Origin of the sequence: Dietzia massiliensis, assembly GCF_018390595.1 — a bacterium.
Classification (GTDB): Bacteria; Actinomycetota; Actinomycetes; order Mycobacteriales; family Mycobacteriaceae; genus Dietzia; species Dietzia massiliensis.
This window is the reverse complement of the sequence record NZ_JAHBAV010000001.1, coordinates 120,294-144,602: the sequence shown is the minus strand read 5'-3', so window position 1 is coordinate 144,602 and position 24,309 is coordinate 120,294. Positions and strand designations below refer to the sequence as shown.

General features: G+C 71.9%; 23 protein-coding genes. All 23 read left to right on the top strand.

The window, feature by feature from the left end:
• Window positions 1-65 precede the first annotated feature (65 nt).
• The 23 genes from KHA85_RS00615 to fmt all read left to right on the top strand — a co-directional run bounded on the left by KHA85_RS00615 (window position 66) and on the right by fmt (window position 24,196).
• Window positions 66-1,238: an endolytic transglycosylase MltG gene (locus tag KHA85_RS00615; protein ID WP_213184433.1), complete on the top strand. Its 1,173-nt coding sequence runs from the start codon at window positions 66-68 to the stop codon at window positions 1,236-1,238.
• Window positions 1,228-2,076 carry a shikimate dehydrogenase gene (locus KHA85_RS00610; RefSeq protein ID WP_213184432.1) on the top strand — a complete coding sequence of 283 codons (849 nt, stop codon included), beginning with the start codon at window positions 1,228-1,230 and terminating at the stop codon, window positions 2,074-2,076. The genes KHA85_RS00615 and KHA85_RS00610 overlap by 11 nt, the downstream gene beginning before the upstream one ends.
• An 87-nt stretch (window positions 2,077-2,163) precedes the next feature.
• Window positions 2,164-3,378 (top strand): chorismate synthase, encoded by a 1,215-nt coding sequence (gene aroC, locus KHA85_RS00605; RefSeq protein WP_213184431.1) that lies wholly within the window; start codon window positions 2,164-2,166, stop codon window positions 3,376-3,378.
• A complete protein-coding gene (locus tag KHA85_RS00600; protein WP_213184430.1) occupies window positions 3,375-3,929 on the top strand; it encodes a shikimate kinase in 555 nt (184 codons plus the stop codon). Before aroC ends, KHA85_RS00600 begins: the two co-directional genes overlap by 4 nt.
• Window positions 3,930-3,981: 52 nt before the next feature.
• A complete protein-coding gene (gene aroB / locus KHA85_RS00595) occupies window positions 3,982-5,109 on the top strand; it encodes a 3-dehydroquinate synthase (protein WP_213184429.1) in 1,128 nt (375 codons plus the stop codon).
• Window positions 5,106-6,206: an aminopeptidase P family protein gene (locus KHA85_RS00590; RefSeq protein WP_213184428.1), complete on the top strand. Its 1,101-nt coding sequence runs from the start codon at window positions 5,106-5,108 to the stop codon at window positions 6,204-6,206. The genes aroB and KHA85_RS00590 overlap by 4 nt, the downstream gene beginning before the upstream one ends.
• A 93-nt stretch (window positions 6,207-6,299) precedes the next feature.
• Window positions 6,300-6,863: an elongation factor P gene (efp, locus tag KHA85_RS00585; RefSeq protein WP_007631945.1), complete on the top strand. Its 564-nt coding sequence runs from the start codon at window positions 6,300-6,302 to the stop codon at window positions 6,861-6,863.
• Window positions 6,864-6,865: 2 nt separating this feature from the next.
• A complete protein-coding gene (gene nusB / locus KHA85_RS00580) occupies window positions 6,866-7,420 on the top strand; it encodes a transcription antitermination factor NusB (RefSeq protein ID WP_213184427.1) in 555 nt (184 codons plus the stop codon).
• A 69-nt stretch (window positions 7,421-7,489) separates the two neighbouring features.
• Window positions 7,490-8,074, top strand: a complete 585-nt coding sequence (gene pyrR / locus KHA85_RS00575) for a bifunctional pyr operon transcriptional regulator/uracil phosphoribosyltransferase PyrR (RefSeq protein ID WP_213184426.1) — start codon at window positions 7,490-7,492, stop codon at window positions 8,072-8,074.
• Complete coding sequence (locus tag KHA85_RS00570) at window positions 8,071-9,012, top strand: aspartate carbamoyltransferase catalytic subunit (RefSeq protein ID WP_063973552.1); 942 nt, start codon at window positions 8,071-8,073, stop codon at window positions 9,010-9,012. Before pyrR ends, KHA85_RS00570 begins: the two co-directional genes overlap by 4 nt.
• Window positions 9,009-10,346, top strand: a complete 1,338-nt coding sequence (locus KHA85_RS00565) for a dihydroorotase (protein WP_106386095.1) — start codon at window positions 9,009-9,011, stop codon at window positions 10,344-10,346. The genes KHA85_RS00570 and KHA85_RS00565 overlap by 4 nt, the downstream gene beginning before the upstream one ends.
• Window positions 10,343-10,882, top strand: a complete 540-nt coding sequence (locus KHA85_RS00560; RefSeq protein ID WP_109148695.1) for a PH-like domain-containing protein — start codon at window positions 10,343-10,345, stop codon at window positions 10,880-10,882. The genes KHA85_RS00565 and KHA85_RS00560 overlap by 4 nt, the downstream gene beginning before the upstream one ends.
• Window positions 10,879-12,087, top strand: a complete 1,209-nt coding sequence (gene carA, locus KHA85_RS00555) for a glutamine-hydrolyzing carbamoyl-phosphate synthase small subunit (RefSeq protein ID WP_213184425.1) — start codon at window positions 10,879-10,881, stop codon at window positions 12,085-12,087. The genes KHA85_RS00560 and carA overlap by 4 nt, the downstream gene beginning before the upstream one ends.
• Window positions 12,087-15,446, top strand: a complete 3,360-nt coding sequence (carB, locus tag KHA85_RS00550; protein WP_213184424.1) for a carbamoyl-phosphate synthase large subunit — start codon at window positions 12,087-12,089, stop codon at window positions 15,444-15,446. The genes carA and carB overlap by 1 nt, the downstream gene beginning before the upstream one ends.
• The gene (gene pyrF, locus KHA85_RS00545) at window positions 15,446-16,297 is read left to right on the top strand and encodes an orotidine-5'-phosphate decarboxylase (RefSeq protein WP_213184423.1); all 852 of its coding nucleotides are present in this window, start codon (window positions 15,446-15,448) and stop codon (window positions 16,295-16,297) included. The genes carB and pyrF overlap by 1 nt, the downstream gene beginning before the upstream one ends.
• 424 nt (window positions 16,298-16,721) lie before the next feature.
• A complete protein-coding gene (mihF, locus tag KHA85_RS00540) occupies window positions 16,722-17,045 on the top strand; it encodes an integration host factor, actinobacterial type (RefSeq protein ID WP_007631925.1) in 324 nt (107 codons plus the stop codon).
• A 7-nt stretch (window positions 17,046-17,052) separates the two neighbouring features.
• The gene (gene gmk / locus KHA85_RS00535) at window positions 17,053-17,655 is read left to right on the top strand and encodes a guanylate kinase (protein WP_061228656.1); all 603 of its coding nucleotides are present in this window, start codon (window positions 17,053-17,055) and stop codon (window positions 17,653-17,655) included.
• A 66-nt stretch (window positions 17,656-17,721) separates the two neighbouring features.
• Window positions 17,722-18,006 (top strand): DNA-directed RNA polymerase subunit omega, encoded by a 285-nt coding sequence (gene rpoZ / locus KHA85_RS00530; protein ID WP_061228655.1) that lies wholly within the window; start codon window positions 17,722-17,724, stop codon window positions 18,004-18,006.
• On the top strand, window positions 18,003-19,283 hold the full coding sequence (coaBC, locus tag KHA85_RS00525; RefSeq protein WP_213184422.1) for a bifunctional phosphopantothenoylcysteine decarboxylase/phosphopantothenate--cysteine ligase CoaBC: 1,281 nt from the start codon (window positions 18,003-18,005) through the stop codon (window positions 19,281-19,283). The genes rpoZ and coaBC overlap by 4 nt, the downstream gene beginning before the upstream one ends.
• A gap of 61 nt (window positions 19,284-19,344) precedes the next feature.
• Window positions 19,345-20,556, top strand: a complete 1,212-nt coding sequence (metK, locus tag KHA85_RS00520; RefSeq protein ID WP_181366019.1) for a methionine adenosyltransferase — start codon at window positions 19,345-19,347, stop codon at window positions 20,554-20,556.
• 45 nt (window positions 20,557-20,601) lie between these two features.
• Window positions 20,602-22,647, top strand: a complete 2,046-nt coding sequence (locus tag KHA85_RS00515) for a primosomal protein N' (protein WP_213184421.1) — start codon at window positions 20,602-20,604, stop codon at window positions 22,645-22,647.
• A gap of 58 nt (window positions 22,648-22,705) precedes the next feature.
• Window positions 22,706-23,260 carry a peptide deformylase gene (gene def, locus KHA85_RS00510; RefSeq protein WP_213184420.1) on the top strand — a complete coding sequence of 185 codons (555 nt, stop codon included), beginning with the start codon at window positions 22,706-22,708 and terminating at the stop codon, window positions 23,258-23,260.
• Between the two features lie 3 nt (window positions 23,261-23,263).
• Complete coding sequence (gene fmt / locus KHA85_RS00505; RefSeq protein ID WP_063973561.1) at window positions 23,264-24,196, top strand: methionyl-tRNA formyltransferase; 933 nt, start codon at window positions 23,264-23,266, stop codon at window positions 24,194-24,196.
• The last annotated feature ends 113 nt before the right edge of the window (window positions 24,197-24,309 follow it).

The window sequence follows — 24,309 nt, the reverse complement described above, 5'->3', positions numbered from 1 at the left end:
AAACTGCGGCCGAGCACGATGCTGTCCGACGGGCAGCTCTCCTTCAACCCTGACCGAGGAGCACCATGTCTGCGGCACGAGGACGCTCACGCACGAGCGGCACCACCAGGTTCCTCCTCCTGGCGACCGTGATCGGGGTGGTCCTCGCCTTCGGCTTCATGGTCTACCGCAATCTCAACACCGAGGTCGCCGCCGCTCCCGACCACGAGGGAGAGGGCAGCGGCAACGCTCTCCTGCACGTCGAGCCGGGCGACACCCTGGGCGTCGTGGGGGACCGCCTCTACGAGATCGGCACGGTCGCCAGTACCCGGGCCTTCACCGGCGCCGCGGCCGGCACGCCCGTCGAGGGCATCCAGCCCGGCTACTACCAGGTGCGTCAGGAGATGAGCGCGGCCGCCGCCGTCGAGGCGCTGTCGGACCCGCGGAACCGCGTCGGGATGGTCGACGTCAAGCCCGGCGGTCGGCTCCTGGACACGGTCGTCGTGGGCGGCGGCACCGAGAAGGGGATCTTCACCCTGATCGCCGACGCCACCTGCCTGCGCGACCTCGACGCGCCGGACGAGGCCCCGGCGTGTCGACAGCCCCAGGAGATCGTGGACGCCGCCGCCCAGGCCGACCCGGCGGTGCTGGGCGTCCCCGACTGGGCGATCAACGAGGTCCGGGCCGCCCCGGACCCGGTGCGTCGACTCGAGGGCCTCATCCGGCCGGGCGTCCACACCATCGACCCCCGCTCCGAGCCCGTCGACATCCTGCGGCATCTCATCGAGACCTCCACCGCCGCCTATGACGAGACCGGTCTGGTCCCGGCGGCCCAGCGGATCGGCCTGACCCCGTACCAGGTGGTCACCGCGGCCTCCCTGGTGGAGAAGGAGGGGCTGCCGCAGGACTTCGACAAGGTCGCCCGGGTCATCCTCAACCGCCTCGCCGAACCCATGCGGCTGCAGTTCGACTCCACCGTGAACTACGCCCTCGCCGACCAGGAGATCGCCACCACCGACGCCGACCGAGCCGCGCGGACCCCGTGGAACACCTACGCCATGGACGGCCTCCCGTACGGGCCCATCGGCTCACCCGGACTCGAGGCGCTCCGCGCCATGGAGAACCCGGCCGACGGGCGGTGGAAGTACTTCGTCACGGTGGACATGGAGGGGACCACCCGCTTCGCCGACGAGTACCCGGAGCACGAGCGCAACCAGAGCGAGGCGATCGCCAACGGGGTCCTGGCAAGTGGACGCTGATCCCTCGTCGCCCGTCGCCGGGCCGCGGTCGGCGGCCGTGCTCGGGCACCCGGTGGACCACGCTCTCTCGCCTGTCCTGCACGGCGCCGCCTACCGCGCGCTCGGGCTGGAGGATTGGACCTACGAGCGCATCGACTGCGACGCCGACCGCCTGCCGTCGCTGGTGGACTCCTCGCCGGCCCACCGGATCGGCTACTCGGTCACGATGCCCGGGAAGTTCGCCGCCCTCGCGCACGCCAGCGAGGTCAGCGACCGCGCCCGCATCGTCGGCAGCGCTAACACCCTCGTGCGGCGCAGCGGCGGCTGGTACGCCGACTGCACGGACGTCGACGGGGTCACCGGGGCCCTGGCCGAGTTCGGCGACCTGCCCGCCGCGCCGACGGCGGTCGTCCTCGGCGTGGGCGGCACCGCCCGGCCCGTCCTGGCGGGCCTGGCCGCGGCCGGCGCGACCCGGGTCGTCCTGGCCTCCCGCCGCGACAACGCCGGCCCGGCCGCGGAATGCGGACGCGCCCTCGGACTGGACATCAGCACGGTGCTGCTGACCGACGCGTCCCTGCCCGGCGAGATCGAGGCCGCGGACGTGCTGGTCAACACCGTCCCCGAGCCCGGGATCCGGGAACTCACCGCTCTCGTGTCCCGCGCCCGCCGGCTCTTCGACGTGCTATACGACCCCTGGCCGACCGTGGCCGGGGCGGCCGCCTCCGCCGCGGGCGTACCGGTGGTGGGCGGCGACGTCATGCTGCTCAACCAGGCCTTCGGTCAGGTCGAGTTGTTCACGGGCAGGCCCGCGCCGCAGGCTGAGATGGCCGCGGCGCTCGCGCGGGCCCTCGAGCGGTAGCTCCGGCGCGCGCGGCGAGGGGCGCCCGGCGCTGGTCGACGCGGCGCCGCGACGGGCCTGATGTGCCCCCGCCCACCGGGTCGTGGGATGATCGGCGACGTGCTGAAGTGGACCACTGCCGGAGAATCGCATGGCCAGGCCCTCGTGACGATCGTCGAGGGCGTCATCGCGGGCGTCGAGGTGACGAGCGAGCAGATCGCCGCGCAACTCGCCCGCCGCCGCCTCGGCTACGGCCGCGGTGCGCGCATGAAGTTCGAGGCCGACGCCGTGCGCGTGCTGGGCGGCGTCCGGCACGGCCGGACCATGGGATCGCCGGTGGCGATCGAGGTCGGGAACACCGAGTGGCCCAAGTGGGAACAGATCATGTCGGCGGACCCCGTGGACCCCGAGGAGATCGACGACAAGGCCCGCGCCGCCCGCCTGACCCGCCCGCGGCCCGGTCACGCGGACTTCTCCGGGATGCTCAAGTACGACTTCGACGACGCCCGGATGGTCCTCGAGCGCGCCAGCGCGCGTGAGACCGCCGCCCGCGTCGCGGCGGGGACGGTCGCCCGCGGTGTGCTCCGCGACGTCCTCGGCGTGGAGGTGCTGTCACACGTCATCTCCATCGGCGCCTCGGAGCCCTACGTGGGCCCCGAGCCGACGTTCGCCGATCTCGAGGCGATCGACGCCAGCCCGGTGCGCGCGTTCGACGCCGCCGCCGCGGACTCGATGATCTCCGAGATCGAGGCCGCCAAGAAGGCCGGTGACACCCTCGGGGGCGTCGTCGAGGTCGTCGTCCACGGACTCCCGATCGGACTCGGGTCGCACGTGTCGGGCGAGGAGCGTCTCGACGCCCAGCTCGCCGGCGCCCTCATGGGGATCCAGGCCATCAAGGGCGTCGAGGTCGGTGACGGGTTCGAGACGGCCCGCCGGCGCGGCAGCGTCGCCCATGACGAGATGGTCCGCGGTGAGGACGGCGTCGAGCGGCGCAGTAACCGCGCGGGCGGACTCGAGGGCGGCATGACCAACGGCCAGCCCCTGCGGGTGCGGGCGGCGATGAAGCCCATCTCGACCGTTCCGCGCGCCCTCGCGACGGTCGACATGGAGGACGGGTCGGCGGCCACGGCGATCCATCAGCGCTCGGACGTGTGCGCCGTCCCCGCGGCGGGCGTCGTCGCGGAGTCGATGGTCGCGCTCGTGCTGGCCCGAGCGGTACTGCAGAAGTTCGGTGGCGACTCGCTGGCGGAGACCCGCCGCAACGCCGAGGGGTACCTCGACGCGGTCGCCGAGCGTCTGGACTGGGCGACGGACGAGGTATGAGCGGCCCGGCACGTCCGGTCGCGGTGCTCGTGGGCCCGCCCGGCGCCGGGAAGACCACCATCGGCCGCAAACTCGCCCGACGCCTCGAGCTGCCGTTCCTGGACGCCGATCACCTGATCGAGGAGGCCGAGGGCCGGAGTATCCCCGAGATCTTCGCCTCCGACGGTGAGCCCACCTTCCGAGAGATCGAGGAGCGGATCATCGGCGAGGCGCTCACCTCCTTCGACGGGGTGCTCTCCCTCGGTGGTGGCGCGGTGCTGTCCCCGGTGACACGGGAGCGGCTGCGCGGGCACCGGGTCGTCCACCTCACGATCGGCGTCGCCGAGGGCGTGCGCCGTTCCCAGGGGCCGGGTCGCCCACTGCTGTCCGGCGGTGACGTCACCGCGCGGTACCAGGCACTGCTCACCGAGCGGGCACCGCTGTACCGGGAGGTGGCCTGGACGACCGTGAGCACCGAGCGGCGCAGTTCGGGCAAGGTGGTGTCGGACATCGTCGACAGGCTCGACTCCGGCGACCCGCATCCGCGGGGCGCCGGCGGCCGGACGAGATGATGGTGAGGACGTGCACACGCGTGCGGAGACGATCGATGAGCGGGAGCGACAGATGAACAAGGATCCGAACACCAGCGACCCCGTCGTCGTGGAGGTGCGTGCCGCGGACCCGTATCCCGTGGTGATCGGCCGCGGGCTGCTGCCGGAGATCCTCGAGGCGTGCTCGTCCTCGCGGACCGTCGCGATCTTCTACCAGCCGCCGTTGGCGCAGACGGCCGAGACGTTGCGCGAGAAGCTCGCCGAGGCGGGGGTGGACGCCCACCGCATCGAGATCCCCGACGCCGAGGCCGGGAAGGACCTCGCCGTCGCCGGGTTCTGCTGGGACGTCCTCGGGCAGATCGGGCTCAACCGCAAGGACACGATCGTCAGCCTGGGCGGCGGGGCCGCCACCGACCTCGCCGGCTTCGTCGCCGCCACGTGGATGCGGGGCGTCCGGGTGGTGCACATCCCCACGACGCTGCTGGCGATGGTCGACGCGGCCGTCGGCGGCAAGACCGGCATCAACACGGACGCGGGCAAGAACCTCGTGGGCAGCTTCCACGAGCCGGCGGCGGTGTTCATCGACACGGCCACCCTGGAGTCCGTTCCCCGCAACGAGTTGGTCTCGGGCATGGCCGAGGTGGTCAAGTGCGGCTTCATCGCCGACCCCGTGATCCTCGACCTCATCGAGGCCGACCCGCAGGCGGCGCTGGACCCGTCCGGGGACACGATCGTCGAGCTGATCCGCCGCAGCGTGCAGGTCAAGGCCGACGTCGTGGGGCAGGACCTCAAGGAGTCGGGCCTGAGGGAGATCCTCAACTACGGGCACACCCTCGGCCACGCGGTCGAGCGTCGCGAGCAGTACCGCTGGCGTCACGGCGCCGCGATCAGCGTGGGCATGTGCTTCGTCGCGGAGCTCGCGAGGCTCGCCGGTCGCCTCGACGACGCGACGGCCGATCGCCACGCCTCGGTCCTGGCCTCGCTCGGCCTGCCGACCGGGTACGACCCGGACGCGTTCCCGCGCCTGCTCGAGCTCATGGCCGGGGACAAGAAGAACCACTCCGGCTTCCTGCGGCTGGTGGTGCTGGACGGGCTCGCGCGCCCCTCCCGGATGGAGGCCCCGGACCCGTCGCTGATGACGGCCGCCTACGCCACGATCTCCGAGGGCCGTGCCCCCAGCGGTGGGGGGATCCTCCTGTGATCGAGCGACTCGCCCGCCGCCGGAGGGCCCTGGCCGCCGCCCTCGCGGACGTCGGCGCGCAGAGCCTGTTGGTCACCGATCCGCGCAACATCGCCTACCTGACCGGGTTCCGCGGGTCCGGTGGTGTCGCGTTGGTGGACGACGACGGCGAGGCGGTGCTCTGCACGGATTCGCGGTACGAACTCCAGGTGGTCGAGCAGGCCCCGGACGTGGGGCACGTGATCTCGCGGGAGTACGTCTCCGGCGTGCTCGGGCGTCGCCGCGGCCCCGCGGACGCCCCGCTCGCCGTGGAGGCCGACCACATGACGCTGTCCGCGGCGTCCGCCCTCCGCCGCGCGCTCGCGGACACCGGGGGAGCGGCCACCCGCATCGTCGAGACCAGCGGCCTCGTGGAGCAGGTGCGCCGCGCCAAGGACCCCGAGGAACTGGCGCTCATCGAGCGTGCCTGCGGCGTGGTCGACGAGGCGTGGACAGACCTGCTGAACGCCGGTGCCATCGCCGTGGGCCGCACCGAGCGGGAGGTCGCGGCCGACCTCGAACACGCGATGCGGCGGGCGGGATCGGACGGAGTGGCGTTCGAGACGATCGTCGCCTCCGGCCCGAACGGAGCGCACCCGCACCACGTGCCGGGCGACCGGGTGCTCGCCGACGGCGACCTCGTGGTGGTCGACTTCGGCGCCACCGTCTCCGGTTACGCGTCGGACTGCACCCGCACGGTCGCGCTGGGCACCGCCCCGGATCGGCTGCTGGACGCCTACGACGTCGTCCTGCGTGCGCAGCTGGCCGGCGTGGAGGCGGTGCGCGAGGGGATGGGATGCGCGGACCTCGACGCGGTGAGCCGGGGCATCATCGACGACGCCGGGTTCGGCGACCACTTCGGCCACTCGCTGGGCCACGGGGTGGGCCTGGACGTGCACGAAGCGCCCGCGGTGTCGACGAGGTCCACGAGTACACTGTCCGACGGCGATGTGATCACCATCGAGCCGGGGATCTACCTCCCGGGTCTCGGCGGGATCCGGATCGAGGACACCGTGGCCGTCACCGGAGGTGGCGGGAGGTCCCTGACCACCACGTCGAAGGCTCTCAGGGCGCTCTGACCACCAGCACGCCCCGAGTGGTCTGCCCACGACCACGTGCGCGGCGCCCCCACCGGCGTCCCGCCCGACGACTTTCCCGAAGGAGTACCGACTATGGCGTCCACCGCCGACTTCAAGAACGGCCTCGTCCTCAAAGAGGAGGGGCAACTGTGGCAGATCGTCGAATTCCAGCACGTCAAGCCCGGTAAGGGCCCGGCGTTCGTGCGGACGAAACTGAAGAACGTCGTCACCGGGAAGAACGTCGACAAGACGTTCAGCGCCGGCGTCAAGGTCGAGATCGCGACGGTCGACCGCCGCGACATGACGTTCCTGTACCGCGACGGTGAGGACTACGTCCTCATGGACGAGCAGGACTACGAGCAGATCAACGTCAGCCCGGCCGTCATGGGCGACGGCGCGCGCTTCCTGCTCGAGAACACCACCGTCCAGGTCTCGTTCAACGAGGGCGTCCCGCTGTTCGCCGAGATGCCGGTCGCCGTCGACCTGATCGTGCAGCACACCGATCCCGGCCTCCAGGGTGACCGCTCCACCGGCGGCACCAAGCCCGCCACCCTCGAGACCGGCGCCGAGGTGCAGGTCCCGCTGTTCATCAACACCGGCGACAAGCTGCGCATCGACACCCGTGACGGCCACTACCTCAGCCGGGTGAACGACTGATCATGGCGGACGAGGTCGACCACCGGCGCCGAGGAGCTCGGTACCGGGCCCGCAGGCGTGCCGTCTCCCTGCTCTTCGAGGCCGAACTGCGGGACGCCGACGTGGTGAAGCTCGCCGAGGAGCGACGCCGGATGGGGCAGGAGTCCCAGGAGTTCCACGACGTCGCGCCGTACACCATGGAGATCGTCACCGGCGTCGCCGAGCGGCTCGACCGGCTGGACTCGACCATCTCCGAGCACCTGCGGGAGTGGACGCTCGAGCGGCTGCCCGCCGTCGACCGCGCGGTGCTCCGTGCGGCCGCGTGGGAACTGCTCTTCGGCTCCGACGAGGTGGACGCGGCGGTGGTGATCGACCAGGCGGTCCTGTTGGTGTCGGACCTGTCCGCGGAGAAGTCGGTGCCGTACGTCAACGCGGTCCTCGACCGGGTGGCAGGGCTGGCCCAGCACATCCGGGCCGCCGAGCGCGCCGTGTCGAGCCTGGAGGGCCCGGACGACACCGGCGGGCCCGACGTGTCGCAGACCACGTCCGACGATCCGGGGACGGGCGCGGCCGGCTGATAGAGTTCAGGTCCGAAAGCTATCCCTTTAACGAGCCGTCCAGCGAGGCGGACAAGGAGGTGGTGATCGGTGAGCGCTGACGGTTCGGAGACGAACTCGGTGTCACTCTTCACGTCCGACGACGTCGCCAGGACGGTGTCCCGCCTGGCACATCAGATCATCGAACGCACCGCTGCGGACGCGCCCGGCTCGGGCCCCGTGGTGCTGCTCGGCATCCCGACCCGTGGCGTGCCGCTGGCCGCCCGCCTCGCCGAGCGGATCCGCGAGTTCAGCGGGGCCGAGGTCCACGCCGGGTCACTCGACGTCACGCTCTACCGTGACGATCTCGCGGGCGGTCCGCACCGGCCCCTGGGGCCCACGAGGGTCCCGGCGCAGGGGATCGACGGGGCCACGGTCATCCTCGTCGACGACGTGCTGTTCTCGGGCCGCACCATCCGGGCCGCGTTCGACGCGCTCCGTGATCTCGGTCGTCCCGACCGCGTACAGCTGGCGGTCCTCGTCGACCGCGGTCACCGCGAGCTGCCCATCCGTGCCGACTACGTGGGAAAGAACGTCCCGACCTCTCGGGACGAGGGCGTGTCGGTGCGGCTCACCGAGATCGACGGCACCGACGCCGTGTTCCTGCGGCGACCCGACCCGGAGAGGACGCGATGAAGCACCTGCTCTCGGCGGCTGACCTCGACCGGGACGCGGCGCTGTCGATCCTCGACGAGGCGGCGCGCCTGAAGGAGGCCCTCCTCGGCCGCGAGGTCCGCAAATTGCCGACGCTGCGTGGCAAGACGGTGCTGACGGTGTTCTACGAGAACTCCACCCGGACCCGCGTGTCCTTCGAGACCGCCGGCAAGTGGATGAGCGCCGACGTCATCAACGTCTCGGCGAGCGCGTCCTCCGTCCAGAAGGGTGAGTCGCTCCGCGACACCGCGTTGACCCTCACCGCCATCGGTGCCGATGCCCTCATCGTCCGCCACCCCGCCTCGGGTGCGGCGCAGCAGATCGCCGGCTGGGTCGCCCCCGGAGGGGCGGGCCCGTCGGTCATCAACGCCGGTGACGGCATGCACGAGCACCCCACCCAGGCACTGCTCGACGCCATGACCCTGCGCGAGCGGCTGGGTGGCGTCGAGGGACGCCGCGTGGTGATCGTCGGCGACATCCTGCACTCGCGGGTCGCCCGGTCCAACGCCCTGCTGCTGTCGACGCTGGGCGCGGAGGTCGTCCTCGTCGCCCCGCCCACGCTGTTGCCGGTGGGTGTGGACTCCTGGCCCGTCCGCGCCTCAACCGATCTCGACGCCGAACTGGACGGCGCGGACGCCGTCATGATGCTGCGCGTCCAGGCCGAGCGGATGAACGGCGGATTCTTCCCGTCCGCCCGCGAGTACGCGGTGCGCTACGGACTCGGACCCGCCCGCGCCGCCCGGCTCGGGGAGGACGTCGTGGTGCTTCACCCGGGTCCGATGGTCCGCGGCATGGAGATCGGCTTCGACACCGCCGACGCGCCGTCGTCCGCGATCCTCCAGCAGGTCACCAACGGGGTGCACGTCCGCATGTCGGTCCTGCTGCACGCCCTGGTCGGAACGGAAGGAAACCCCGAGTGAGCGCCCACCCTGCGCCTACCCTGCTGCTACGTCGGGTACGCCCCTACGGAGAGGGCGACCCCGTGGACGTCCTCGTCCGGGACGGCCGGATCGCGGCGATCGGTGACGACGCCGGCGCCCATGCCGGGGCCGGCACCGCCGACGGTGACGAGGGCGTCGAGGTCCTCGACTTCGACGGTGCGGTCCTGCTGCCCGGGTTCGTCGATCTGCACACCCATCTGCGCGAGCCCGGCCGCGAGGACACCGAGACCATCGCGACCGGGTCGGCCGCCGCCGCCCGCGGCGGTTACACCGCCGTGTTCGCGATGGCCAACACCCAGCCCCCGCAGGACAACCAGACCGTCACCGACTCGGTCTTCAGGATCGGCCGCGAGGTCGGTCTGTGCGACGTCCACCCCGTCGGCGCCGTCACAGTCGGGCTCGCCGGCGAGCAGCTCACGGAGATGGGGCAGATGGCCTCGGGGGAGGCCCGCGTACGGGTATTCTCCGACGACGGCATGTGCGTGTACGACCCGCTGGTCATGCGCCGTGCCCTCGAGTACTCGGCCGGTCTCGGCGTGCTCATCGCGCAACACGCCGAGGAGCCACGGCTGACCCGCGGAGCGGTGGCACACGAGGGGCCCACCGCGGCACGTCTCGGGCTCACCGGCTGGCCGCGCTCGGCCGAGGAGTCGATCGTCGCCCGCGACGCGATCCTCGCCCGCGACGCCGGTGCCCGCGTCCACATCTGTCACGCCTCCACGACCGGCACCGTCGAGCTGCTGCGGTGGGCCAAGGCGCAGGGCATCTCGATCACCGCCGAGGTCACCCCGCACCACCTGCTGCTGGACGACTCGCGACTCGAGTCGTACGACGGCGTGTACCGCGTCAACCCGCCGCTGCGCGAGGCGCACGACGCGGCGGCACTGCGCGAGGCCCTGGTCTCCGGGGTGATCGACTGCGTCGCCACCGACCACGCCCCGCACGCGGCCCAGGAGAAGTGCTGCGAGTTCGCCGCCGCCCGTCCCGGCATGCTCGGCCTCGAGACCGCCCTGCCCATCGTCGCCGCGCTGCTCGTCGAGACCGGGGACATGACCTGGCGGGACCTCGCCCGCGTCATGAGCACCCGGCCCGCCGAGATCGCCGGCCTGTCGGACCAGGGGCGGCCGATCGCGGTGGGGGAGCCGGCCAACCTCGCCGTCGTCGACCCCGACTCCCCGTGGACCGTCGTCGGCGAGGAGCTCGCAAGTCTGTCCGCCAACACCCCCTACGAGGGAATGACGTTCGCGGCGAGGGTCGTCGGCACCGTGTACCGGGGCCGTCTGACCACCCGCGACGGAGAGGTACTCGCATGACCCAGGACTTCTGGACCGTCATCTTCGTCATCGCCGTGCTGCTCGTCCTGATCGGTCTGATGACGCTCGGCTGGCGGAACCGGAGCCGATCCCAGGCGGGTCTGTTCGACGACCTGCCGGCACCGCCCGCCGACCCGGGCGAGGTCGTGCTGGGTCCGCTGTCCGGCGTGTACATCGGAAGCACCATCGCGGGCGACTGGCAGGCCAGGATCGCCCGCCCGCCGCTCGGCCACCGCTCGGCCGGCACCCTCACCGCTCACACCGGCGGCCTGCGACTCGACCTCGCCGACGCCACTCTCTGGATCCCGCGCGAAGACCTCGTCGACGTGCGCCGCGCCTCGGCACTGGCCAACAAGACCGTGCCCGGCGGCGGCATCCTCGTCGCCCGTTGGCAGGTCACCGGCGCGGACGGCCGCACCCTCGTCGACTCGGGCTTCCGGGCCGACGACAAGGACGGCTACCCCCGCTGGGAGGCGCTGCGCGGTGACGCCGCCCCCACCCCCGATACCGACTCCACCACCGAGGAGAAGCAGTGACATCGCACAGCACCACGCCCGCGCGACAGGGGGTCGGCGAGCCCGCCGCACTCGTCCTCGAGGACGGGCGTATCCACCGGGGTCAGGCGTTCGGCGCCACCGGCACCACGCTCGGCGAGGCGGTGTTCACCACCGGTATGTCCGGGTACCAGGAGACCCTCACCGACCCGTCCTACTGTCGGCAGATCGTCGTGACCACCGCGCCCCAGATCGGCAACACCGGCTGGAACGACGAGGACGGCGAGTCGCTGCTCGACGGCGAGGTCGGCGGCGGCCGCATCTGGGTCGCGGGCCTGGTCATCCGCGACCTGTCGCGCCGCGCCTCCAACCATCGCTCCACGCGCACGCTCGAAGAGGAGATGGTCGCTCAGGGCGTCGTCGGCATCGCGGGGATCGACACCCGCGCGGTCGTCCGCCACATCCGCGAGCGCGGTGCGATGAAGGCCGGCATCTTCTCCGGCGCGGATCTCTCCGACGACGAGACCATGCTCGCCGCGGTCCGTGCCCAGGAATCCATGGCCGGCGCGTCGCTGTCCGAGGAGGTCACCACCTCGGCGCCGTACGTGGTGGAGCCGGAGGGCGAGGCCCGGTACTCGGTTGCCGCCCTCGACCTGGGCATCAAGTCCAACACGCCGCGGATGCTCGCGGCACGGGGCGTCCGCGTCCACGTGATCCCCGCCGGCTCGACCCTCCAGGACGTCCTCGACCTCGACGTCGACGGGGTCTTCCTGTCCAACGGGCCCGGCGACCCGGCGACCGCCGACGCCGCCGTGCACCTCACCAAGGAGGTCCTCGGCCAGGGCATCCCGTTCTTCGGCATCTGCTTCGGCAACCAGATCCTCGGGCGCGCGCTGGGCCTGGACACGTACAAGATGCGGTTCGGTCACCGCGGCACCAACATCCCGGTGATCGAGAAGGCCACCGGCTCGGTGGCCATCACCTCGCAGAACCACGGGTTCGCGCTCCGCGCCCCCGAGAACGACACGTGGGAGACGCCGTGGGGGACCGCGACCGTCACCCACGTGTGCGCCAACGACGGCACCGTCGAGGGCGTCGCCCTCACCGACGGCAGCGCGTTCTCCGTCCAGTACCACCCCGAGGCGGCCGCGGGCCCCCGCGACGCGGCAGACCTGTTCGACCGCTTCGTCCGCCTGCTCGCCTCCTCCGACACCGGCTCCGCAGACTCCAGAAAGGGCTCGAACTGATGCCCCGGCGCACAGACATCAACCACGTCCTCGTCATCGGCTCCGGACCGATCGTCATCGGCCAGGCCAGTGAGTTCGACTACTCCGGGACCCAGGCGTGCCGTGTGCTCAAGTCGGAGGGGCTGCGCGTCACGCTGGTCAACTCCAACCCGGCCACGATCATGACCGACCCCGAGTTCGCGGACGCGACCTACGTCGAACCGATCACTCCCGAGTACATCGACAAGATCTTCGTCCGCGAGGCCGAGCAGGGCCATCCCGTCGACGCGGTCCTCGCGACCCTGGGCGGTCAGACCGCGCTCAACGCCGCCATGCAGCTCGACGCCCAGGGGATCCTCACCAAGCACGGCGTGGAGCTCATCGGCGCCGACATCCCCGCGATCAACCGCGGCGAGGACCGGCAGACCTTCAAGGACATCGTCGCCAGTGTGGGCGGCGAGTCCGCGCGCAGCGCCGTGTGCCACACGATGGAGGAGGTCCACGCGACGGTCGCCGAGCTCGGCCTGCCCGTCGTCGTCCGCCCGTCGTTCACCATGGGCGGCCTCGGTTCCGGCCTCGCCTTCACCACCGAGGACCTCGAGCGGATCGCCGGCGGCGGGCTGTCGGCCTCGCCCACCGCGAACGTTCTCATCGAGGAGTCCATCCTCGGGTGGAAGGAGTTCGAGCTCGAGCTCATGCGCGACAACAAGGACAACGTCGTCGTCGTGTGCTCGATCGAGAACGTGGACGCCCTCGGCGTGCACACCGGCGACTCCGTGACGGTCGCGCCGTCGATGACGCTGACCGACCGCGAGTTCCAGAACATGCGCGACCTCGGCATCGCCATCATCCGCGAGGTCGGCGTCGACACCGGCGGCTGCAACATCCAGTTCGCCGTCAACCCGGTCGACGGCCGCATCGTCGTGATCGAGATGAACCCCCGCGTGTCCCGCTCGTCGGCGCTGGCCTCCAAGGCCACCGGCTTCCCGATCGCCAAGATCGCGGCCCGCCTCGCCATCGGCTACTCGCTCGACGAGATCACCAACGACATCACGGGGGAGACCCCGGCGTGCTTCGAGCCGACCCTCGACTACGTCGTCGTCAAGGCCCCGCGTTTCGCGTTCGAGAAGTTCCCGGGTGCCGACGACACCCTCACCACCACGATGAAGTCGGTGGGCGAGGCCATGAGCCTCGGCCGCAACTACCGCGAGGCGCTCGGCAAGGTCATGCGCTCGCTCGAGACCAAGGCCGCCGGCTTCTGGACCCTGCCCGACGAGGTCATCGCCCCGGGGCGTTCGACCGATGTCGCGGCGGTCCTCGACGATCTGCGTCGCCCGACCGAGGGACGCATGTACGACGTCGAGCTCGCGCTGCGCCTGGGCGCCACGGTCGAGCAGGTCCACGAGGCCTCCGGCATCGACCCGTGGTTCGTCGACGAGGTCGCCGCACTGGTCGAGCTGCGTCAGGAGATCATCGACGCGCCGGTCGTCGACGAGCCCCTGCTGCGTCGCGCCAAGCACGACGGGCTGTCCGACGCCCAGATCGCGGCGCTGCGCCCCGAGTTCGCCGGGGCCGAGGGCGTGCAGCGCCTACGGCACCGCCTGGGGGTGCGCCCCGTCTACAAGACCGTCGACACCTGCGCGGCCGAGTTCGAGGCCAAGACCCCTTACCACTACTCCACCTACGAGCTCGACCCCGCCGCCGAGTCGGAGGTCACGCCGCAGACCGAGCGGGAGAAGGTCATCATCCTGGGCTCCGGTCCCAACCGGATCGGCCAGGGCATCGAGTTCGACTACTCGTGCGTGCACGCCGCCCTGACCCTGTCCGAGGCCGGCTACGAGACCGTCATGGTCAACTGCAACCCGGAGACCGTCTCGACCGACTACGACACGGCGGACCGCCTCTACTTCGAGCCGCTCACGTTCGAGGACGTCATGGAGGTCTACCACGCCGAGTCCGAGTCGGGAACGGTCGCGGGCGTCCTCGTCCAGCTCGGCGGGCAGACCCCGCTCGGCCTGGCCGCCCAGCTCGAGGAGGCCGGGGTGCCGATCGTCGGCACCAGCCCGTCCGCCATCGACCTGGCCGAGGACCGCCGCGAGTTCGGCGAGGTGCTGGTCCGCGCCGGCCTGCCCGCCCCCGCGTTCGGCACCGCGATCAACGCGGAGGAGGCCACGACCATCGCCGCGGACATCGGCTACCCCGTTCTCGTGCGCCCGTCCTACGTGCTGGGCGGCCGGGGCATGGAGATCGTCTACGACGAGGCCTCCCTGCGCTCCTACATCGACCGGGCGACCGAGATCAGCCCGGACCGTCCGGTCCTGGTGGACCGCTTCCTCGACGACGCCGTCGAGATCGACGTCGACATCCTGTGTGACGGCACCGAGGTCTACCTCGGTGGCGTGATGGAACACATCGAGGAGGCCGGCATCCACTCCGGCGACTCCGCCTGCGCGCTCCCGCCGATCACCCTCGGCCAGGACGACATCGACCGTGTCCGCCGTTCGAGCGAGGCACTCGCCTTCGGCATCGGCGTCAAGGGCCTGATGAACGTCCAGTACGCCATCAAGGACGACGTCCTCTACGTCCTCGAGGCCAACCCGCGCGCCAGCCGCACCGTGCCGTTCGTGTCCAAGGCGACCGGCGTCCATCTGGCCAAGGCCTGCGCCCGGATCATGATGGGCGAGTCGATCGCAGCGCTGCGCGAGGAGGGACTCCTGCCCTCGGACCGGGACGGTGGCTCCCTGCCCGCGGACGCGCCCGTCGCGGTCAAGGAGGCGGTCCTCCCGTTCAACCGCTTCCGTACCCCGGAAGGCGACACCGTCGACTCCCTGCTGAGCCCGGAGATGAAGTCGACCGGCGAGGTCATGGGCATCGGCCCCGACTTCGCCGTCGCCTTCGCCAAGGGGCAGCTCGCCGCCGAGGGGGTGCTCCCCACGTCGGGCACCGTGTTCGTCTCGGTCGCGAACCGGGACAAGCGCTCGATGGTGTTCCCCGCGCAGCGCCTCGCCGCGCTCGGGTTCACCGTGCTGGCCACCGAGGGGACCGCTCTGATGCTGCGGCGGTACGGGATCGCGTGCGAGACCGTGGCGAAGCTCTCCGAGTCGGGCACGGGTCCCGTGGACGCCGAGGGCAACGCGGTCCGGACGATCGTCGACCGCATCAACGCCGACGAGGTGGATCTCATCCTCAACATCGCCTCCTCGACGGGCGGGACCCGGGCGGACGGACACGAGATCCGCTCCGCCGCCATCTCGCGTCGCGTCCCGTGCGTCACGACCGTCCAGGGCGCCACGGCCGCCGTCCACGGCATCGAGGCGACACGCCGCGGCGACGTCACCGTCAGCCCGCTGCAGGACCTGCACTCCGGGTTCGCCTCCTGATGACCGTCTCCGCCCCCCGGGCCCCCTTCGGCGAGCGGTTGCGCTCGGCGGTCTCCGCCCGAGGCAACCTGTGCGTGGGGATCGATCCACACCCCGCACTGCTCGAGGCGTGGGGACTCGGGGCGAACGCCGACGGGCTCGCCGAGTTCGCACGCCGGTCGCTCGAGGCGTTCGCGGACCTCGTCCCGGCGGTCAAACCGCAGGTCGCGTTCTTCGAGGAACACGGCTCGGCCGGCATCGGCGTCCTCGAACAGGTCCTCGACCGGATCGGCGAGGCCGGCGCGCTGTCCGTCGCCGATGCCAAGCGCGGCGACATCGGCTCGACCATGGCCGGGTACGCCCGGGCGTGGCTGCGCGATTCCTCTCCGCTCGCGTGTGATGCGCTCACCGTCTCCCCGTACCTCGGGGTCGGTTCGCTCGACGCCGCGTTCGAGGCGGCCTCGCGGACCGGGCGAGGGCTGTTCGTCCTCGCCCGGACCTCCAATCCCGAAGCGGGGCCGCTGCAGCGCTCGCTCGGGTCCTCGGGATCGGTCGCGCAGACGGTGGTCGACGAGGTGGGCCGGCGCAACGGCCTGGCCGCGCCGGGGGTGCCCGGCCCCTTCGGTGTGGTCGTGGGGGCCACGGTCGCCGATCCACCACGGTTGGACGCGTTGCACGGACCCGTCCTCATGCCGGGCGTGGGGGAGCAGGGCGGCACCCTCGAGGACGTCAGGAGGATCGCCGGGCCGGCACTACCGCACACCCTGGTCAACGTCTCGCGGCACGTCCTCCGGGCGGGCCCGGACGTCGACGCGATGCGGACCGTCGTGCGCGATCTGGCGGCACGGTACAGGTTCGGGGACGACTCCTGAGTCACCGCCGTCCTCTCCGGTTCACCGGCGTCACATGGGGACACGTCACCGGTGTGCCCGGCGGGAACCGGATCGGCGGCATTCGGGTGGTTCGACTCGCGGTGGCCGAGGCGCGCCGCTAGTCTTCTGTACAACCTCACCACGCCAATGCGCAGTTCAGACGGGGTACCGCTACGGGGCCCCGCGCTGGTACGGGGTCCCTCGGCCGCGTACTGTTGCTGAGGTCATCAGGCCCGGAAGCAGTGGACATCCCTCGGGGAAGTCGGAACCGCCCGGGTACGGTGAGCACGAGGGAGCGCCCGCTCCCGGAGGCGTTCCGCAGCCCGCGGACGCGCCGGGGACGGTCACCGCACACCAGGCGGGGGTGTCCTACGGTGGACACCCGCGTGAGTCATGAGACACACACGAACGAGACGGAGGAATTGTGGCCCTTCCCCAGTTGACCGATGAGCAGCGCGCTGCTGCTCTGGAGAAGGCGGCTGCCGCCCGTCGCGCCCGGGCTGAGCTCAAGGAGCGCCTGAAGCGCGGCGGCACCGACCTCAAGCAGGTGCTCAAGGACGCCGAGAGCGACGAGATCCTCGGCAAGATGAAGGTCTCGGCGCTGCTCGAGGCCCTGCCGAAGGTGGGCAAGGTCAAGGCTCAGGAGATCATGACCGAGCTGGAGATCGCGCCGACGCGCCGTCTGCGTGGTCTCGGTGACCGCCAGCGTCGCGCACTGCTCGAGCGGTTCGACTTCACGGTCGACTGATCGGCGAATGAACACACCGTCGTCCGGGGCCGCCCCGGAGGCGACGGCGAAGAGGGGCCGGCTGATCGTCTTGGCCGGCCCCTCCGCTGTCGGCAAGTCAACCGTCGTCGCCCGCCTGCGCGAGCGCCTGTCCGATCTCTACTTCAGCGTCTCCATGACCACCCGCGATCCCCGCCCCGGCGAGGTCGACGGTCGCGACTATCACTTCGTCACCACGGAGGAGTTCCGCGACGCGGTCGCGGGGGGCCGCATGCTGGAGTGGGCCGAGATCCACCGGGGCCTCCAGCTCTCCGGTACCCCCGCCGAGCCGGTCCGCCGCGCCCTGGACGAGGGTCGGCCGGTCCTCATCGAGGTCGATCTGGCCGGGGTCCGTCAGATCCGCGAGTCCCTACCCGAGGGCACGACCGTCTTCCTGGCACCTCCGTCATGGGAAGAACTCGAGGTCCGCCTGCGGGGTAGGGGTACCGAACCCCACGACGTGGTCGCCCGTCGACTCGAGACCGCGAAGGTCGAGATGGAGGCCCGCGACGAGTTCGACGTGGTCATCGTCAACGACGAACTCGAGGCCGCCGTCGACGAGTTGGTATCATTGCTGGTCGGCCGCGACTAACGCCGGTCCCAGCGTCACCCGGGTGTCACGAGACACCAGCCCGCAGTACCCAGAGGAGATCCCATAGTGGCCACCACCGAAGCCGCAGCGGCCACCCCGCTGTACGACACCCCGATCGGTATCACCAACCCCCCGATCGACGAGCTGCTCGAGCGGGCGTCCTCCAAGTACGCGCTCGTGATCTTCGCCGCCAAGCGCGCGCGGCAGATCAACTCGTACTACAACCAGATCGAGGAGGGCATCCTCGAGTACGTCGGTCCGCTGGTCGACCCGGGGCTGCACGAGAAGCCGCTGACCATCGCGCTGCGCGAGCTGCACTCCGATCTGCTCGACTGCGCCGAGGGAGAGTGAGCCCCACCGGGGACGACATGCGCGGCAAGCGTGTCGTCGTCGGCGTGGGCGGCGGGATCGCCGCGTACAAGGCCTGCGGCCTGATCCGGCTCCTCACCGAGTCCGGATGCCACGTCGACGTCGTCCCCACCGAGGCGGCCCTGCGCTTCGTCGGGTCCGCCACCTTCGAGGCGCTGTCCGGAAATCCGGTGTCGACCGGGGTGTTCTCGGACGTGCCGTCCGTCCGCCACGTCGCCCTCGGGCAGCGGGCGGACCTCGTCGTCGTCGCCCCCGCCACCGCCGACCTGCTCGCCCGCGCGGCGAGCGGCCGGGCGGACGACCTCCTCACCTCCACGCTGCTCACCGCACGCTGCCCGGTCCTGCTCGCCCCGGCCATGCACACCGAGATGTGGGAGCACCCCGCCACCCGGCGGAACGTCGACACTCTCCGCGGGGACGGGGTGCACGTCATGCCACCGGCCTCCGGACGCCTCACCGGCGCCGACACCGGCGCCGGGCGCCTACCCGAGCCGTCGGACATCGCCCGGCTGGCCTGGCTCCTCCTCGACGGCGGGGCCTTGCCGTGGGATCTGGCGGGTCGGCGCGTCGTGGTGACCTCCGGCGGTACCCGCGAGGAGATCGACCCGGTCCGGTTCCTCGGCAACCGGAGCTCCGGCAAGCAGGGACACGCGATCGCCGCGGTGGCCTCGGCCCGTGGCGCCCGGGTCACGTTGGTGACGTCCTCGGACCTCCCGGTGCCCGCGGCCGTCGAGGCGGTGCACATCGAGTCCGCCCTGGAGTTGCGGGAGGAGACCCTGCGCGCCGCCGCCCACGCCGATGTCGTCGTCAAGGCCGCGGCCGTCGCCGACTTCCGGCCGGCGGACGTCTCCGAGTCCAAGCTCAAGAAGGGCAGCGATTCCGAGCCGGCCGAGATCAGGCTGCAGCGCAACCCGGACATCCTGGCCGACCTCGTCGCGGCCCGCTCCGCCGGCGACGTCCCCTCCAGCTGCGTCCTGGTCGGTTTCGCGGCCGAGACCGGCGACTCGTCCGGGTCGGTCCTCGAGCACGGCCGGGCGAAGCTCGCGAGGAAGGGATGCGACCTCCTCGTCGTCAACGAGGTCGGGCGGGACACCACCTTCGGCCGGGACGACAACGGGGGCTGGATCCTCGACGTCGACGGCGCCGAGACCACGCTGGACCGGGCGAGCAAGGACCTCCTGGCCGACCGGCTGCTCGACGCGGTCGCAGCGGTCAGCCTCCGCCGGACCCGCCGGAGTGACACAGACCGCACCGACTAGTGTCGTTCTCACGCGATCGGCACCGATCACACGCGATCCCACCATGGAAGAGAGAAGCACTGTGACGCAGGCACGTCGGCTGTTCACCAGCGAGTCCGTGACCGAGGGGCATCCGGACAAGATCTGTGACGCCATCTCAGATTCGATCCTCGACGCGATGCTGGAACAGGACCCGGCGGCCCGCGTGGCCGTGGAGACCATGGTCACCACCGGCCAGGTCCACGTGGCCGGCGAGGTCAAGACCACCGGTTACGTGGAGATCCCGCAGCTCATCCGCGACAAGATCGTCGAGATCGGCTACGACTCCTCCGACAAGGGCTTCGACGGGGTCTCCTGCGGCGTGTCGATCTCCATCGGCCAGCAGTCCCCGGAGATCGCGCAAGGCGTGGACACCTCCCACGAGGCACGCACCTCCACCGAATCGGTCGAGGACGCCATCGCCCGCCAGGGCGCCGGCGACCAGGGCCTGATGTTCGGCTACGCCTGCTCGGACACCCCCGAGCTCATGCCGCTGCCGATCGCGCTGGCCCACCGCCTGTCCCGGCGGCTGACCGAGGTGCGCAAGGACGGCACGCTCGACTACCTGCGCCCGGACGGCAAGACCCAGGTCACCATCGAGTACGACGGCGACCGCGCGGTGCGTCTGGACACCATCGTCATCTCCACCCAGCACGCCGACGGCATCGACCTCGAGACCACGCTGCGCGACGACCTCACCGCCCATGTGATCGACCCGGTCCTGGCCGATGCGGCCGGTGACATCGACACCTCCGACTTCCGCCTGTTGGTGAACCCCACGGGCCGGTTCGTGCTCGGTGGCCCGATGGGTGACGCCGGTCTGACCGGACGCAAGATCATCGTCGACACCTATGGCGGCATGGCCCGTCACGGCGGCGGCGCCTTCTCGGGCAAGGACCCGTCCAAAGTCGACCGCTCCGCCGCGTACGCCATGCGCTGGGTCGCCAAGAACATCGTCGCCGCCGGGCTGGCCGAGCGCGTCGAGGTCCAGGTCGCCTACGCCATCGGCAAGGCCGCCCCCGTCGGCCTGTTCGTCGAAGCCTTCGGCACCGAGAAGGTCGACATCGACCGTCTGCAGCAGGCCGTGACGGAGGTGTTCGACCTGCGCCCGGGCGCCATCATCCGCGACCTGGACCTCAAGCGGCCCATCTACGCCCCCACCGCGGCCTACGGCCACTTCGGACGCACCGACGTCGACCTGCCCTGGGAGCGCACCGACCGCGTCGAGGACCTCAGGACGGCCGCCGGACTGTAGAGCCGTCGCACCCGGGTGTCGTAGCGGGGTGCGAGGATTCCCGACGTGACGACAACGCGCCCGGCCACCCGGGTCGCGGCGGCCGAGCGCCCCGTGGCCCGGGTTCTGCCGTTGCTCGGGGTACCCCACCTCGACCGCGAATTCGACTACCGGGTGCCCGAGTCGATGTCGGCCGAGGCTCGCCCCGGCGTACGCGTGCGGGTGCGCTTCGCCGGCCGACTTGTCGACGGTTTCCTCGTCGAACGCGCGGCCCACACCGACCACCAGGGCGAGCTCGCCTGGCTCGAACGCGTGGTCTCCCCGGAACCCGTCCTCACCCCGGCGCTGTTGCGCCTGGTCGACCTCGTCGCGCGCCGGTGGGTGGGCACGCGGTCCGACGTGCTCCGACTGGCCATCCCGCCCCGGCACGCGGCGGCGGAGAAGTCCGTGCCCGAGCCCGGCGCGCCCGAGGGGGTGTCGATCGGCCCGGTCGAACTACCGGCGGGCTGGGAGGACCACCCGATGGTCGCCAGGTTCCTCGAGGCGGTCACCGGCGGTGTGCCGGCCCGGGGGGTGTGGACGGTGCCGCCCGGCCGGGACTGGGCGCGGTCGTTGGCCGCACTCGCCGACTCCGTCCGACGACGGGGTCTGCAGGTGCTGCTCATCGTCCCAGACCAACGTGACGTCGACCGCCTCGCCGGGGCGTGCCGCGAGGTGGTCGGGGGCGGAGCGGCCGGCCGGGACCTCGTCGCCGACCTGTCCGCGGGAGTGGGCCCCTCCGCCAGGTACCGACGCTGGCTGCGCGCGGTCCGCGGGCATGCACGGATCGTCGTGGGCACACGCAGCTCCGTCTTCGCCCCGCTCCCCGAACCGGGCCTCATCGTGCTGCACGACGACGGTGACGACTCCTTCGTCGAACCCCGCGCTCCGTATCCGCACACGCGTGATGTCGCCGCCCAGCGTTCCGCGCTCGAGGGCACCCCGCTCCTGCTGACGTCGGTGGACCGGACGCCGGAAGTCGCGGAGTACGTGAGGACCGGCTGGGCACACGAGATCCGGCCCCGCGCCGGCCTGGTCCGCGAGCTGGCCCCGCGAGTGGTGGCCGTGACGGACGCCGACCCGGTCCAGGCACGCGACGTCGCGGGCGGCCGCACGCGCCTGCCGGCCGTCGCGTTGACGATGGCCCGCGAGTCGATCGACGTCGACGCGCCGGTCCTGGTCCAGGTTCCCAGGAAGGGGTACATCCCCACTCTGCTGTGCGGTTCCTGCCGGACGCCCGCCCGGTGTCGTCGCTGCAACGGCCCCCTGCGCGCCGGCCGCATGGACGAGGTCCACGGGCCGGTCGAGCTGGCGTGCGGGTGGTGCGGGGCGCCCGAGCCGGGGTTCCGGTGCGTGGCCTGCGGATCGCGTGCGTTGCGCGCCGGGGTCGTGGGCGCGGGGCGCACCGCCGAGGAGTTGGGCCGGATGTTCCCCGGTGTGCGGATCCGCACGAGCGGGGGAGGGGAGATCCTCGACTCCGTGCCCGCGAGTCCCGCGATCATCGTGTCCACCCCCGGCGCCGAGCCCGTCGCCGACGGCGGTTACGGCGCCGCGCTGCTGTTGGACTCGTGGGCACTGCTCGGCCGGCCCGACCTGAGGGCTGTGCAGAACGCGCTCCGGCTGTGGATCGGCGCCGCCGGGCTCGTCCGCCCGGCCGACGAGGGCGGCAGGGTGTTCCTGTCGGCGGACTCCGGGTCCGCGGTCGCCCAGGCATTGGTCCGGTGGGACCCGCAGGGCTGGGCGGAGCGAGAGCTCGCCGACCGCGCCGAGGTCGGGTTCCCCCCGGCGGTCCACATGATGGCGGTCGACGGCCCCGCGGCGGCGCTGGCGGAGTTCCTCGAGGACTTCCGGTTCGCCGACAGCGTCGAGGTGCTCGGCCCGGTGGACCTCCCCCCTGGCGAGGAGCTGCCCGGCCATGACGAGGTGGAGGATCCCGAGCGGGTCCTCCTGCGGGTCCCCCCGGCGATGCTGAACGACGTCGCCGCGGAGCTGCGCGCCCTCATCGTCCGGCGGGCGGGCAGACGATCCACGCATCCGCTGCGCGTCCGCCTGGATCCCGTGAACATCGGATGACCGACGCAGCGCCTAGAATGGCTGTTCATCACCGTCGCTCCGAGGAGACCCGATACGCATGCCCGTCCACCCCGTCCGGCTCTTCGGCGATCCCGTCCTGAGGACCGCCGCTGATCCCGTCACCTCCTTCGACGACCGGCTGGCGCGGACGGTGACGGACCTCATGGACACGGTCGCGCACGAGGAGGGTGCCGGTCTCGCGGCCCCGCAGATCGGCCTGTCCACCCGCGTGTTCGTCTACACCTGTGGAGGACGTCGGGGCCACCTGGTCAACCCGGAATGGGAAGCCATCGGGGACGAGACCACCGAGGTCAACGAGGGCTGTCTGTCCATCCCGGGTGTGTCGATGCCCACGGAGCGGTTCGCCCGGGTCCGCGCACGCGGGTTCGACATGAAGGGCGACCCCGTGAGCTTCGAGGCGGAGGGCATCCTCGCCCGCGCGGTCCAGCATGAGATCGACCACCTCGACGGGGTGCTGTTCCTCCAGCGGCTCACCCCGGAACGTCGCCGCGCCGCGATGGCCGAGATCCGGTCGTCAGCGTGGTTCGGCAGCGCCGCCGTCAGCGCCGGGGTCGTCTACGACCAGCTCTCCGACGCCATGGCGGTGAGGTGACCGATGCGCCTCGTCTTCGCCGGCACCCCCGACGTCGCCGTCCCGTCCCTGCGGGCTCTCCTCGACAGCGACCGCCACGAGGTGGTGGCCGTGGTCTCCCGACCCGACGCGCGCACCGGACGTGGCCGCGGGCTGTCCCGCAGTCCCGTCGCGGCCGCCGCCGACGCTGCGGGGATCGAGGTCCTCACCCCGCCCAACGCCCGCGATTCCGGGTTCGCCGAGCGGCTGCGTGAACTGGCGCCCGACGCCGTCCCCGTGGTCGCCTACGGACACCTCGTCCCACGGCCCGTTCTGGACATCCCGGCGCACGGTTGGATCAACCTGCACTTCTCCCTCCTGCCCGCGTGGCGGGGGGCCGCCCCCGTCAACGCCGCCATCGCGGCCGGTGACGAGGTCACCGGCGCCACGACGTTCCGACTCGACGAGGGGATGGACACCGGCCCCGTGCTGGGGACGATGACCGAGACGATCCGGCCACGCGACACCGCCGGCGACCTGCTCGGGCGACTGTCCGAGTCCGGGGCCGGTCTGCTGGTCGCGACGCTCGACGGCCTCGAGGCGGGGGAGTTGCGTCCGGTGCCGCAGCCGACCGATGGTGTCTCCCACGCGGGGAAACTCACTGTCGACGACGCGCGGGTGCGGTGGACCGACCCCGCCCTGGCGGTCGATCGACATATCCGATCGGTCACCCCGGCGCCCGGTGCGTGGACGACACTCGGCGGCGAGCGGGTGAAGATCGGCTCGGCCCGCCCGGCCGAGGAGACCGCCCCCGACCTCGAGCCCGGCCGTATCGCGTGGGACAAGAAGGCCGTGCACGTGGGCACGGCCTCCGCTCCCATGGTGCTCGAGACCATTCAACCCCCGGGCAAGAGGATGATGGACGCACTCAACTGGGTCCGCGGTGCGCGCCTCGACGCCGAGGCGGCCTTCGAGTGAGCGCCGACGGCGGGCGGGGCCGCGGCGCTGGAAGCGGCGGCAGCGAACGGGGCCGTGGCGCCGGAAGCGGCGGCAGCGGGCGCGGCGGTGACGCCCCGAAGCGCGGAGACGGC

What these genes read in the sequence shown, in the direction of transcription:
- KHA85_RS00615 (WP_213184433.1), top strand. Translation starts at nt 66, where the DNA reads ATGTCTGCGGCACGAGGACGCTCACGCACGAGCGGCACCACCAGGTTC.
- aroC (WP_213184431.1), top strand. Translation starts at nt 2,164, where the DNA reads ATGATCGGCGACGTGCTGAAGTGGACCACTGCCGGAGAATCGCATGGC.
- KHA85_RS00600 (WP_213184430.1), top strand. Translation starts at nt 3,375, where the DNA reads ATGAGCGGCCCGGCACGTCCGGTCGCGGTGCTCGTGGGCCCGCCCGGC.
- aroB (WP_213184429.1), top strand. Translation starts at nt 3,982, where the DNA reads ATGAACAAGGATCCGAACACCAGCGACCCCGTCGTCGTGGAGGTGCGT.
- efp (WP_007631945.1), top strand. Translation starts at nt 6,300, where the DNA reads ATGGCGTCCACCGCCGACTTCAAGAACGGCCTCGTCCTCAAAGAGGAG.
- nusB (WP_213184427.1), top strand. Translation starts at nt 6,866, where the DNA reads ATGGCGGACGAGGTCGACCACCGGCGCCGAGGAGCTCGGTACCGGGCC.
- KHA85_RS00570 (WP_063973552.1), top strand. Translation starts at nt 8,071, where the DNA reads ATGAAGCACCTGCTCTCGGCGGCTGACCTCGACCGGGACGCGGCGCTG.
- KHA85_RS00560 (WP_109148695.1), top strand. Translation starts at nt 10,343, where the DNA reads ATGACCCAGGACTTCTGGACCGTCATCTTCGTCATCGCCGTGCTGCTC.
- carB (WP_213184424.1), top strand. Translation starts at nt 12,087, where the DNA reads ATGCCCCGGCGCACAGACATCAACCACGTCCTCGTCATCGGCTCCGGA.
- pyrF (WP_213184423.1), top strand. Translation starts at nt 15,446, where the DNA reads ATGACCGTCTCCGCCCCCCGGGCCCCCTTCGGCGAGCGGTTGCGCTCG.
- gmk (WP_061228656.1), top strand. Translation starts at nt 17,053, where the DNA reads ATGAACACACCGTCGTCCGGGGCCGCCCCGGAGGCGACGGCGAAGAGG.
- def (WP_213184420.1), top strand. Translation starts at nt 22,706, where the DNA reads ATGCCCGTCCACCCCGTCCGGCTCTTCGGCGATCCCGTCCTGAGGACC.
- fmt (WP_063973561.1), top strand. Translation starts at nt 23,264, where the DNA reads ATGCGCCTCGTCTTCGCCGGCACCCCCGACGTCGCCGTCCCGTCCCTG.